Here is an 11,564-nt window from a genome sequence, read left to right on the forward strand (position 1 = left end):
CAGGCTCACAAGAGAGGCCATCGAGACAGTCCAACGGCTGACATGGCCTGCTTGGTTGCTGCTCCAGGGAAGGCCGATCGCGCTCCAGGAAACAATCTCATGATACCCCGTTATAACGGGGATGCATGGTCTATCCTGAACAAGCCGTCTCGTCCTCTCCAACCATGAGGCGGCCTCTCAGGGAGGCGCGATGATTCAGATCACCCTGGGCAGGAAGAAGGACGTCGACCCGAACAGCGATCCTCTCCAGCGCTCCCAGATCGGCTGGAGCGACGGGCTGTCTGACCAGCAGCTCCACGACATCGCCCGCGGCGTCTGGGTCATGCCCGGATCGCGAGTCGAGCGAGAGCGGTTCGCGGTCGTCAACGGCGGCGGGATCATCCGCCAGGCCATGGAGATCGACCGAGTTGTCGACGTGCGCGGTGGGCGACGGGCCTTCGAAGGCCGCATCCTCGGCCCAGGTCACCCGGTCCACGATCACTACGTCGGCAACCCCGCCCCGAACGGTGCCCAGCAGAACCCCATCACCTACTTCGACTCCCCCCTAGGCAACCGCGAGTGCAACTGCGGATGCGGCAAGCCCATCAGCCGGGGCGACTTCCTCCCCGGTCACGACCAGCGAGCCATCCACGAGAGGATCGCCCGCGTCGGAACCGTGATGGACTTCATCACCTGGTTCGACCAGACCTGGAAGTCGGCAAACGACCAGCAAAACGACGCTGCATGAGGAAATGCCACCGAAGTGAGACGGAAACCGCGGGACATGCGATGAGACAGCAGCACAAGCAGCAGGTCACCGCGGTGACGAATGACAACGGCGGCCGGAACCTACACGACGCCGTCCTCGAGGACGGCAAGTAACGCCCTGCCTACCCGCCCGCCGGGCCACGACCCTATCCTGTTTGCCCGGGCGATGCGCGACATGCGCCTGACCTGGCGCGCCCGCGGTGTCCTGGCCGAACTCGCCACCGGATACACCGACGACGACCGGCCCCTGATGCACCAACTGTCTTCGCTGACCCGCGACGAGCGGCTGGCCGCCGAAGGCCGAGAGGCATTCCGCAAGGCCGTCGCAGAGCTGCGCACGCTGGGCTACCTCCAGCCCGAGAGTGACGGTGTTGCCGAGCGCTTGGCCGTGAACCTCGACGCGGCCAAAGACGCCCGCCCCGTTCACGACCGGTTCCACCGTGACGACGATTACGACGGGAGCTGAGCCGTGAACGAGATCGAGGACGCGATCGAGCGGGCCGATCGGGAGTCGTTCACCAAGGAGCCGCCCAAGACCCTCAAGGGCCAGATCGGGTTCCTGATCAAGCAGTTCGGCAGCGCGAAGGCCGTGGCGGCAGAGCTCGGGGTCACCGCCGATTCCGTCAACCGCTACCGGCGCGGCGCCCGCAAGCACGCCCGCGCCGATGTCACTGCGAAGATCGACGACGCCGTACGGAAGCGGTGGCAGCCGCTGGTGCGCAAGCGCCGGCAGAAGCAGGCGGCCGCCAGCACCGGGATCACGGTGGAGACCCGGGCCCGGTTCGGCTACACCGCGCCGGCCGGCACGACCGACGACGGACGGTTCCGGCGACTCACCGTGCACATTCCCCCGGAGTACGCACAGCGCCTCTTCGACGCCCGCGAGGCGGGGGCCAGCGACCAGCAGATGCGCGGAATCATCGCCGAAGGATTCAAAGAAGTTCATTTCCAGGACGGCGGGGGTCGCGCTATGGGACTGTCAGACGTGGAAATCAACGACATCGAGTACCTGGATCTCGACTACTGATTTCTGAGTGTTTGATGACAACTGAGGAGGCGCTCATGAGCCCAGGCACGGCAGTTGTCACATAGGCAGGCTTGTTGTCACCCGCCACGTTCCGCATCGCTCCCGAACACGTCGTCGGCGTGGCTGGTTTCAGCGTCCGTAGCATCCTCCGGATCGCGCTCGGCCTCTTGCGATCCAAAGGAAAGCGGATCCCCCTGGCTGTTGGCAGAGGGGTCCGACACATGGGCGAGTAGACGACGTACGAGCTCGCGGTCCAGCTTTCTACGGTTCCTGGTCAGGTCGGCGAGGTGCCCTCGGACCTCGCTAGTCTCTTCAGCGGTCAGCGACCGGTCTGCCCTGATGGCAGCGCGGAAGATACGGTCCACCGAATGCGCCGGCCTGGTGAACCAGTCGATAGCCCCGGAGTAGATGTAGTACCGGTGGTACATCATCATCACCAAGGCCCCACGGAATGCTCTCTCGCGCGCGGCAGAGATTTTGTCGTATCGATTCAGACTCCATCGACCACCGTCGCCCAAGTCGTCAGCCACCTGTTCGAGGTGCCGCAGCCACAGAGCGCTGGCGAGGCGGGCATCGGCGGCAAGTTTCAGTAGCTGTGCTGTGCGCTCCTGCTCGCTCGACTCATCGTCTCTTTGCTGCTGCCGACGCTGTAAAAGAGCCGGTCCCAGGTAGGAGCCAAGGGCGCCAATGACAGCCCCACCAAGGGCGCTCACCGCGCCAATCACTGCCGCATCCATGGCGTCACACTTGCACGGCCTGGCACAAGCGGACAGCCGATCGGTGGTCCTCATGCAACGGGATCCGGGACGCTGGCCGTCCATGACTGCCAAGTGGCGCGCTGATTCGGTGACGACTACCGTACTTCGCCCCTACGAAGCCGCAGGTCAGCGCCGATCTTGGTGACAACTATCGTGCGTCGGCACAGCTCACAGAACGCGAAGCCCTCACGGCCCGGGTACGCGTGGCCCTCGAGAGCGCTGGCTTCACGCCGTTGGCGCCCGACGATGCCGAGGGCGGCCTGCGCCTCTCCGTCTTCGACAACCAGGTGCACGTCTACTGGAGCGTGCACGAGCGGATCAACGAGGCGGCCTTCGAAAAGCCGGACGCTGGCCGCCTGAGCGAGGACGTGGTCTGCCAGCTCGACACCACCCGCGCAGCAATGCATATCGCGCTCGGCAGCATCCTCAACGCCTTTGGCTACCGGACCAGCCACACAATCTCGGCTACGGGCACTTCATCCTTCCGGACCAGCTCTGACCCGCCCACCCATGTGCTGGCCAGTGCCCGCGCAGAGAGGAGAACAGCCGTGGCCACTCACGCCGCCCCGCACCGCGCGTACGGTGGCAACACGACCTGCCAGGAGGTTCCGATGAGCGCGCAGCTCGAGGAAGCCCCCAGCCGCCGCCCAGCTACGCACCGACCGCCGCGCCGATACGTGGGTGCCGGCCTTCAAGCGGGGCTGGACGAAGGCCCTGGAGGACTCCCGCCACAGCTACAGCCTCACGCCCCTGCACGACGTCGTCCGTACCTGGCAGGTCCGCCTCGCCGCGGCCCCGGCCGTCGACGCATACATGGACTCAGGCCGGGATGAGACCGGCTTCGTGGACCTGGACGACGTCCTCGGTGCCCGCCGGTGACCGATCAGCCGTGGGCGGTGCACCTGGCCCCGCAGGCCGCGAAGACTCACCGGATTCCCGGAGCACGCGAAGGAGACGGTCCGCGACGCCCCGGACATCGCGGTGCGCTCCCCGTGGGACTGGCCCCAGTGGAACGCCGGCGACCCGGAAGGCGAGGACGTCCGCGCCGCATCCGTCGGGCAGCTGTCCGTCATCTACGTGATCAACCGGCTCACCCGGCACCTGTCCGTTCTGGACGTCATCTGGATCGGGTAGCAACCCCGAGAAGAGGGCTTGACCCCGGCATTGCAGCTGCCGGGGTCGGGGCGTTCGGCATCGTAGCCACGGCCGTACCGCTCAGGCGTTGCCCCACGCCTCGAAGAATCGCTTACGGTCGTCTTCTGTCTCGTGCAGTCGGCGCCTGGCGAGCAGAACATGCCAGGCAGTGGTCTCGGCGTCACGCAGCCACAACTGTCCGAGGTAGCGCCCACCTGCGACGAGCGTGTCATGGGCCAGTGCGTCGCCGATCACCTTGGTCACGGCGTCGCGCACCTGCCAAGTCTGCCCAACTGGGCAGTGACCCGCTGGGCTGCGCGGACAAGTCCGGAAAACGCTCGTACCCTCGATGTCCGGCGACCGCCGCGCCCTGTGCCACCTGTCCGTGCTGGACATCGTCTGGCTGGGCTACTGAGTTTGAACTCGTGGAGGCGTAGGGGCTGACGGCTGCCGGCGTACACGCGAATGCACAGGCAGGTACAGCTCGAAGTACACAAGCTCCACCTGGTTCCGGAGTGCTGGGGCACCGGGACCACCGGCGTCGTCAGCGTGCGGCATCGTGCTCGCGGTCAGGGACGCCTATGGGCGTCGCGGCGCGATGGTGCTTCATAGCACTCCGGGCTGTGGCCCCTGTTCCGGCGTCATTCTGTGAGGTGGCGCTGCATGAGGAGGGTCTCGCCCTCGCATGAGACCTGTCGGAAGCCGGCCTTCTGCCATGCCCGTACGGCACGGAAGTTGTCTCTCGTCGGGTCGACCGTCACGCGCCGCCAGCCGAGATTCCTGCGGAGGTGCGAGAGGAGGGCGCGAGCGGCGTCCGGTCCCAGGCCGCGGCCGCGTGCCTGGGCTGTCAGCACCATGTCGATGCCGCCTTCGGCCGTGCCGGCGTGCCAGTACTGCGCGTATCCCACCGGTGTTCCGTGGGCCAGCACGAGGAAGGACTCCACACGGGGTCGGCGCCGCCCCAGGTACTTCTCGGCCACCTCTTCCCGCGGTTTCGGCGTTCCTCCCCAATGCTCGACGAAGTCCGGGGTCGCGAACCATGAGGCCAGCAGATCCAGGTCATCCTCGCTCGTGGGGACAAGCCGGGTCAGCGCCCCTTCGAGGGCAAGGCCATCAGCCATCGGTCACACTCCAACTCGAACTCGCTGTATCGACGCTGGCCCGCCGGCAGGTCGACTATAGGTTGAGGCCCCGGTGTTCTGGTGTGCGACGCGTTGTGAATGCTGCACAGTTCCACGGGAACACCGACACACCCGCGCCCCGAACCGTTCGCCGTTGGCGTGTCTGAGCTCATCGCGCTTCCAGCAGATCTGGCGATGGCCGGAAGCCTGCCCGCCGGTAGACCGGCACGCTGCGCTCGGACGGCCAGACGATGAGCACATCCGAACCCAGCTCCTGAGCATGCTGCCGTAGAGCCTTGAGAAGGGCAGCCCCAAACCCGAGATTGCGGTACTCGGGCATCACGTAGAAGTTCGTCACGTAGCCGACAGGGGTGTTGTCCTCATAGGGGTCTGGTACTCGCTCGACCAGGTGGAGAAAGACATGCCCGCAGATCTCCGCGCCTCTCTCGACCACCCAGGCCAGCCACTGCCCGCCGTCAAGCCGCTCCCGGATCCACTGTTCAGCCTGCGTCATGGACCGGGCCGGAGCGGAAGAACCGCCTTCGTGGTCCTCTTGCTTGAACGCCCATCGCAGCCGCGCCAGTACGGGAGCATCAACGGCCTGGGCCTGGCGCACACGGAAGTCTGTGGTCATGGGAAAGTCTTGCGTGTTCCGACCTCGGTCGGCTCCTGGTTTTTCTGGCTTGCACAGGCAGGGAACGCAGGCACCATCACTTCATCTGCGGAGAACGTCCAAGAGCCGCTCGTCCAGGTGTGCAACCTTCTCGCCGCCGGGGGCTCAGCGGGTGGCGGGCTCCGTGCAGGCGCAGGGCGCGTCCCGCCCGCCGGTGCCGTCGGCGGGCGGGACGCACGTGTGCAGTAGGTCAGCGGCGGCGCTGGGATCATCCAACCCGATGCGACGTGTTACGCAGGTTCACGTGTACCGAGCTGTGCACTTTTCACGGGAACGCCGACAACGGCTCGTGCTCGCTGCGGTATCGCCGGGGCATGCGGTATCCACAAGGTGGCGGGCTGACTGCCGAACGGCAGCGGTTCCGCGAGGAGCTACGGCTCCAGGCGGCCGAGAGGTTTGTCGGGGACGAAGCCAGTTCTGTGATCGCGAAGGACGTGCGGGTCAGTGTGCGATCGGTGCAGTGGTGGCGGCAGGCGTGGGATGAGGGCGGTCCGCGGGCTCTGCAATCACAGTGCCCGGCGTCCCTACCGCGGCTGAGTGAAAAGCAGTTCGCACAGTTGGAGCAGGAGCTGGCCAAGGGGCCGGCCGCGCACGGCTAAGAGGACCAGCGGTGGACGCTGGAGGTGCGTAACGGCTGGTCCTGCCAGGTCCCGGCCCGCCGAGCCGTCGAACGGGACGAGGAAGCCGTGGCCGGGTGGGTGAAGGAGGTATGGCCCTGCGCGGACGCCAGGCGGCGGCCCGTGGAGCCTGGCTCGTCTTCGAGGACGAAGCCGGTTTCTCCATGACGCCGCCGCACGCCAAGACCTGGGGCAAGCGAGGCCGCACCCCGGTAGTCCGAGTCCGCGGCCGCTCCCGCAGACGGGTCTCGATCGCCCGCACTGACCTGCTACAAACCCGGCCACCGGTCCCGGCTGATCTACCGGCCACGCAAAGACGACGGCCGGCGCGACGGGCGCAAGAGCTTCACCTGGCGCGACCGGTGAACTGTCCCGCCTCACGGGATCGCACCTTTTCGCAGGTCAGATCGAGTGTCCTCTGTGGGGATGCTCAGTGTCGCGAAGGTTCAGAGGCGTAACTCGTGGCGGTACTACGTGCGCGGAGTCGCGTTCGGGGATGGCCGCGACCGGGATCGTCCAGCTCCATGGCCAGGGCGTACTTGAAATCGATGCGGCAGCGGACCGCTTCCGCCGCCTGACGGTCCGGCAGACCGATCAGGAACTGCAGCACACAGACGGTGGCCAATGGGGCGGGGGAGATGCCGGGGCGTCCGTCACGCGGATACCAGCCCGGCAGTCCTCGTCGCACCACAGGCCGTCCAGCCGGTCTCTCACCCACATCGCCGCCGTACCGCCAGGGTTGCTCGCCCGCGCGATCTGCGCGGTCACAGACGGGACTTGCTCATCGGAACGGGAACGGAGCGACAACGGACACCTCGACAACTGCATCGGTCTTCGAGACGGCCCCGAGCATGCCCGCTGATCATGCTGGCGCACCGGCAGACTCCAAGATCCCCGACAGAGCCAAGCGGTGCATCGTGGGTGATCAGGGTGGTGGATTGCCCCTTACCGGGTGTACTTGCGAATGCGGTAGCGCAGCCCTGACGCCGAGGACTGCCAGCCCTTGTCCTCGGTGACCTTCCACTCCGGGCCCAGTGGCGGGGCGTAGGCGTCGCCCTCGACCACCGCGTCGACTTCCGTCACCGAGAGCGTGGTGGCGTATGCCAGGGTGGCACGGTAGATCTCCCCGCCGCCGATCACCCATGCCTGAACGGAGACGCCCGCCGGCTGCGACGGCTTGGCGGTGAGCTCCAGCGCCTCGGCGATGGACCCGGCGCGCTCGGCCCCTTCGGCCGTCCACCGCGGATCGCGGGTGACCACGATGTTCCGCCTCCCGGACAGCGGGCGGAAGCGCACGGGCAGCGAATCCCATGTCTTGCGCCCCATCACCACCGGATGGCCGAGGGTGGTCGCCTTGAAATGCGCCATGTCCTCAGGCAGACGCCATGGAATCGCATTGTCCGCGCCGATGACGCCATCAGAAGTCTGCGCCCAGATCAGCCCGACGTTCACACCGCCACCGGAGCCTTGATGGCCGGGTGGTGCCGGTAGCCGAGCACCTCCACGTCGGAGTAGGCGTAGCCGAACAGCGAGTCGGCCTTGCTCAGACGCAGCTGAGGGAACTCGAACGGGGTACGCGAGAGCTGCTCGCGCACCTGCTCGACGTGATTGTCATAGATGTGGCAATCGCCGCCGGTCCAGATGAAGTCGCCGGGTTCGAGGCCGGCCTGCTGCGCGACCATGTGAGTGAGCAGCGCATAGCTGGCGATGTTGAACGGGACGCCGAGGAACAGGTCCGCGCTGCGCTGGTACAGCTGGCAGGAGAGTTTGCCGTCGGCGACGTAGAACTGGAAGAAGGCGTGACACGGCGCCAGCGCCATCTTGTCCAGCTCGGCGACGTTCCAGGCGGAGACGATCATCCGGCGGGAGTCCGGTTCCCGGCGCAGCGTGTCGAGAACCCCGCTGATCTGGTCGATGTGCCCGCCCGCCGGGGTGGGCCAGGAGCGCCACTGTGCCCCGTAGACCGGACCGAGGTCGCCGTTGGCATCGGCCCACTCGTCCCAGATGGTGACGCCGTGCTCCTGGAGCCAGCGGACGTTCGAGTCGCCGCGCAGGAACCACAGCAGCTCGTACACGATGGACTTGAGGTGCACCTTCTTGGTGGTGACCAGCGGGAACCCTTGTGAGAGGTCATAGCGCAGCTGGTACCCGAAGACACTTCGGGTACCGGTGCCCGTCCGGTCGGCTTTGGCTGTTCCGGAGGTGAGCGCCAGCCGCAGCAGGTCTTCGTACTGGGTATCGGCCATAACCGTCAATTCTACTAGCGTCGAGAACGTGGACTCGACGGCCATGGGGTTCAGCCCCCCGTCCGATGCCCGGGACGAGCGCGGGGTTGGCTTGACCTGTGGTCCAGCCCGCAGCGTCCAGGATCCGCGTCGCCAGGTGCCGGAAGTGAAGGCACGAGGGCAAAGGAAACCATGGCTCCGGGCAACCGGCCATGGGGGCTGGTGAGTTGTTGTCGGCCGCCCCCCCCGCAGCCGCTTCGCCTCGCCCGTCGAGTGCCGGAGAGGCCAACCGTCCCGTACGTGTTCTCGCCCCGCCGGAGGGCCCGGTGGGCCCCGGACCGCATCCGGGCGGGGCCCCGCCCTCCCGGGCGTCAGGCGCAGATGTCGCTGGCCCGGCCCGCGACCACCTGGCTCTCGGCCCACGACCGATCATTCGCCGGTGCCCGCAGCACGGTCCGGCCCAGGCCCCTGAGGTGCGCCGGTTCCCGGACCTCCTGCAAGGCGTCGACCAGTGCGAGCCGGTCCGCTGCGGTGAGGCCTGAGTCCCAGGTCACCGTGGTGTCGCCGGTGCCCGCGACGGCGATGAGTTCGCGGACGTGCTGCCGGGGCAGACCCGCTGTGACGCGCACTTCGGGGCCCGCGCCGACCGGGAGCGGCTGCGGAAGGGTCTCCTCTCGCAGCAGGGTGTTCGCCAGCTCGGGGTCGCCCGAGCGCAGGACGTCCAGCGAGAACAGTCCGGTCCGTGTGATCAACGACCAGGCCAGCCGGTCCGGGGCGAGCCGTCCCCAGCGGTGCTCGAGACCGTGCCACCACCGAAGGCTCTGCCGGGAGATCTCCTGGACCGCTGCCACCTGGGGTCTGCGCTCGGCGTCGTACCGGATCAGGGCCTCGTCCAGCCGACCGGGGCTGTGGGCGGCGACGGCCGATATCAGCCTGTGGGCGTCGTCGATCGCCAGCGTGGTGCCGGAGCCGATCGAGAAGTGCGCGGTGTGCGCGGCGTCGCCGACCAGTGCGGTCCTGGGCCCGATCCAGGTCGGCAGCGCGACGTCGGCGAAGGAGCGCGGCCGGTTCTGGGTGGCTCCGCTCAGCGGATGGCCGTCCAGGTCTGGGGCGAAGACCTCGGCGCAGGCGGTCTGGATCGCCTCGTTCGGCGTCATGCCGCGCCTCTTCTGCGCGAACTGCGTGAGCAACCCCCAGCGCCGGCGCGGTGGACAGCGGGCGCCGGAACTTCGTGTTCAGCTCCGCGGTGAGGAAGTGCGTTCGATCCGCGCTGGGCCACGCGATCCGACGCGTCGAGTGCGTCACCGGCGAGGTGGCCGATCCATTCGACACGGTGGAATCCTTCGTCGATGCGCATGTCCCACTGCAGGTGCCGCAGGGCATGGATCTGCAGGTAGTCACCAACCATGACCATGTGGGCCGGCTTGTCGAACACGGCTGCCCGCTGCCGCGGCGGCTGCGGCTCGGTCGCGGCGGCCGACGCCATGAGGTCGGGGCCGTGGATGGTGCTGCGAAAGGGGTGTGGTCCGGCGGCCAAGCGGCTTCCGGTGAAAAGGGGTTCTTGTGTCTCTGGCCACCAGGGATGGGCGGAATCCCAGCGGGCCCGGCCGCTGTCGACCTCGCCGCGGGTCCACTGATCACCCTCGCGCAACATGACCGGGCCCGGCATGCCGTGACAGAAGACGACCGCGATCTCCCGGGCTGCCCGGGTACGCACCTGGGTGGAGGCCGGAGCCAGAAAACCGATGTCGGTGATGACCTCCACCCGCTCGATCCGGGCGAACCCCTCGCCGTCCGGCACGCCATCGACGGCCATCCGTTCCGAAGCGATCTGGAGGTAGTCCCCCGGGCGAAGCGCGGTACTCACATGCGGAACAGAGGACGGTGCTGTCAGTGCCCGTTGATAACGTGCGTCGTCCAGTCGCGGAGTTCATGAAAGGGACGGGGTACGTGCGGAATGTGACATGCCATCAGGTCGCCGAGGACCGGTTGGCCGAGGCGCTCGACGACATCGACGGGCGGGCCTACACGCGGTGGCACTCGCTGCGGTACGGCAGCATCTCGCCGACGCTGATCCGGGCCATGGCGGACGAACTGCTCGACCATGTCGCCGCGCGAACGGTGACGGAGCCGGGGCTCGACGCTGCGGCCCGCACGGTCGCCGTCACCGCCGCGGAGTGTGTGCACGGAGTGCTGAGCATCATGTGCTTCCCGAACGGGGACCAGGAACTCCGGTTCCCCCTCGTCGGGGAGCGGATCAGCACGGACCCGGACGACGACGAGTTCGGGGACGGGCCCATCACCTTCCGGGACGTCGTCAAGGAGGCACCCACCGCGCGGACCTGGCTCGACATGTTCGAGATGTGTGTCGTCAGCGGACATGTGTGGGACTGGGAGCGGGTCACCGGTCTGCTGCTGCGCGGCGACTACGCGCCCGCCATCCGTGACGGCGTGCCCTACAACCGGTACACCTCCGTCTCCGACCCCGCCGACCTCGCCGCCATGGACGCCCTGTGCCCCTATCTCACCGAGGCGGCCGGGCATCTGCCCCGCGACTGGCCTACGGTTCCGCTGCGTAAGCCGGACGCCGGGGAGCGCGCGGAGGCTGCCCGGCGGCTCGACGAGGTCGGCGACGCGCTGAGCGCGGACCAGCGACTGCTCCGCGTACTCCTCGACGACGACCAGCACGCCTTCGAGGACGCCCTCGTCGCCCGGCTGGTCGCGTACCGGGAGAGCGTCGAGGCCGGTGCCGGTGATCCCGCGCCCCGGTCCCTCCTCCCCCTTGGCACCCTCGCCCTGGCCTGTCTCGCCGTCCAGGTCCATGGGTGGGAACTCGCTGTCCGGTCCGGGTATCTGCCGTACGGACTGCTGGGATCGCCGGACGCGCCGCGCCGGGCGGGGGAGGAGAACCGGAACAACTTGGGCTGCTGGGCCGCCAAGTAGGCCACCCCGGGTGCGGAAATGGGCCTGGCCCGACATCCAGGACATCGTCGTGGAGACGGACTCGTCCCCACCGAGGCAGCGCGTACGTCTGTGCGATAGTCAAGGACGGAAGACCACCCTGACCCACGTCGGCGAACGCCATCTGCCGGATCTCCGCGCCCTGGGACCCCGGTAGCCCCGACGGCGCCGAGCCTCAGTCCGTGTCTTTCGCGATGATCCGAACGAACACGGCCTAGAAGGCTCATGAAGATCTTGGTGAGGGGCTGTCTGGCCGGAGGCCGGGCAGCCCTTGTTCGCTATGCGGTGGCCGGGGCGAGTT

General features: G+C 67.7%; 15 protein-coding genes and 2 pseudogenes. 8 read left to right on the top strand and 9 right to left on the bottom strand.

Translation table 11 applies throughout. The features are described 5' to 3' along the window. Nucleotides 1-190 precede the first annotated feature (190 nt). The 3 genes from K7G59_RS33935 (at nt 191) to K7G59_RS33945 (ending at nt 1,774) form a co-directional block, all read left to right on the top strand. Nucleotides 191-727, top strand: a complete 537-nt coding sequence (locus K7G59_RS33935) for a hypothetical protein (RefSeq protein ID WP_225840533.1) — start codon at nt 191-193, stop codon at nt 725-727. A gap of 186 nt (nt 728-913) precedes the next feature. Then, nucleotides 914-1,213 (top strand): hypothetical protein, encoded by a 300-nt coding sequence (locus K7G59_RS33940; protein WP_225840534.1) that lies wholly within the window; start codon nt 914-916, stop codon nt 1,211-1,213. Between the two features lie 3 nt (nt 1,214-1,216). Continuing rightward, a complete protein-coding gene (locus K7G59_RS33945; RefSeq protein WP_225840535.1) occupies nt 1,217-1,774 on the top strand; it encodes an XRE family transcriptional regulator in 558 nt (185 codons plus the stop codon). A gap of 77 nt (nt 1,775-1,851) precedes the next feature. Here K7G59_RS33945 and K7G59_RS33950 read toward each other — a convergent pair whose 3' ends face one another. Next, nucleotides 1,852-2,511 (bottom strand): hypothetical protein, encoded by a 660-nt coding sequence (locus K7G59_RS33950; RefSeq protein ID WP_225840536.1) that lies wholly within the window; start codon nt 2,509-2,511, stop codon nt 1,852-1,854. Nucleotides 2,512-3,213: 702 nt separating this feature from the next. Between K7G59_RS33950 and K7G59_RS33955 the strand changes: the two genes are divergently transcribed. Both K7G59_RS33955 and K7G59_RS33960 read left to right on the top strand, forming a co-directional pair. Further along, complete coding sequence (locus tag K7G59_RS33955; protein WP_225840537.1) at nt 3,214-3,411, top strand: DUF6247 family protein; 198 nt, start codon at nt 3,214-3,216, stop codon at nt 3,409-3,411. Nucleotides 3,412-3,513: 102 nt separating this feature from the next. Continuing rightward, complete coding sequence (locus K7G59_RS33960; RefSeq protein WP_225840538.1) at nt 3,514-3,666, top strand: hypothetical protein; 153 nt, start codon at nt 3,514-3,516, stop codon at nt 3,664-3,666. Nucleotides 3,667-3,747: 81 nt separating this feature from the next. Here the strand turns inward: K7G59_RS33960 and K7G59_RS33965 are convergent, their stop codons facing one another. The 3 genes from K7G59_RS33965 to K7G59_RS33975 form a co-directional block, all read right to left on the bottom strand. Continuing rightward, complete coding sequence (locus K7G59_RS33965) at nt 3,748-3,942, bottom strand: hypothetical protein (protein WP_225840539.1); 195 nt, start codon at nt 3,940-3,942, stop codon at nt 3,748-3,750. 365 nt (nt 3,943-4,307) lie between these two features. Further along, on the bottom strand, nt 4,308-4,787 hold the full coding sequence (locus K7G59_RS33970; protein WP_225840540.1) for a GNAT family N-acetyltransferase: 480 nt from the start codon (nt 4,785-4,787) through the stop codon (nt 4,308-4,310). Nucleotides 4,788-4,956: 169 nt separating this feature from the next. Beyond that, nucleotides 4,957-5,421 (bottom strand): GNAT family N-acetyltransferase, encoded by a 465-nt coding sequence (locus tag K7G59_RS33975; RefSeq protein ID WP_225840541.1) that lies wholly within the window; start codon nt 5,419-5,421, stop codon nt 4,957-4,959. A 353-nt stretch (nt 5,422-5,774) separates the two neighbouring features. Between K7G59_RS33975 and K7G59_RS33980 the strand changes: the two are divergent. After that, nucleotides 5,775-6,245 (top strand): annotated as a pseudogene (locus K7G59_RS33980) (winged helix-turn-helix domain-containing protein). After that, a pseudogene (locus tag K7G59_RS33985) lies at nt 6,242-6,437 on the top strand (IS630 family transposase); the annotation flags it as partial. The pseudogenes K7G59_RS33980 and K7G59_RS33985, both read left to right, overlap by 4 nt. A 70-nt stretch (nt 6,438-6,507) precedes the next feature. Here the strand turns inward: K7G59_RS33985 and K7G59_RS35505 are convergent. From K7G59_RS35505 to K7G59_RS34010, 5 genes are all read right to left on the bottom strand, one after another. After that, a complete protein-coding gene (locus K7G59_RS35505; protein WP_374114325.1) occupies nt 6,508-6,795 on the bottom strand; it encodes a transposase in 288 nt (95 codons plus the stop codon). Nucleotides 6,796-7,022: 227 nt separating this feature from the next. After that, a complete protein-coding gene (locus K7G59_RS33995) occupies nt 7,023-7,529 on the bottom strand; it encodes a dihydrofolate reductase (protein ID WP_225840542.1) in 507 nt (168 codons plus the stop codon). Continuing rightward, on the bottom strand, nt 7,526-8,323 hold the full coding sequence (locus K7G59_RS34000) for a thymidylate synthase (protein ID WP_225840543.1): 798 nt from the start codon (nt 8,321-8,323) through the stop codon (nt 7,526-7,528). Before K7G59_RS34000 ends, K7G59_RS33995 begins: the two co-directional genes overlap by 4 nt. 350 nt (nt 8,324-8,673) lie before the next feature. Continuing rightward, complete coding sequence (locus tag K7G59_RS34005; protein ID WP_225840544.1) at nt 8,674-9,459, bottom strand: FAD-dependent monooxygenase; 786 nt, start codon at nt 9,457-9,459, stop codon at nt 8,674-8,676. Continuing rightward, on the bottom strand, nt 9,456-10,169 hold the full coding sequence (locus K7G59_RS34010; protein WP_225840545.1) for a hypothetical protein: 714 nt from the start codon (nt 10,167-10,169) through the stop codon (nt 9,456-9,458). Before K7G59_RS34010 ends, K7G59_RS34005 begins: the two co-directional genes overlap by 4 nt. Nucleotides 10,170-10,252: 83 nt before the next feature. Here K7G59_RS34010 and K7G59_RS34015 point away from each other — a divergent pair, with 83 nt between their 5' ends. Continuing rightward, nucleotides 10,253-11,245, top strand: a complete 993-nt coding sequence (locus K7G59_RS34015) for an immunity 49 family protein (RefSeq protein ID WP_225840546.1) — start codon at nt 10,253-10,255, stop codon at nt 11,243-11,245. The last annotated feature ends 319 nt before the right edge of the window (nt 11,246-11,564 follow it).

Source organism: Streptomyces sp. NK08204, assembly GCF_020400585.1.
Lineage (GTDB): Bacteria > Actinomycetota > Actinomycetes > Streptomycetales > Streptomycetaceae > Streptomyces.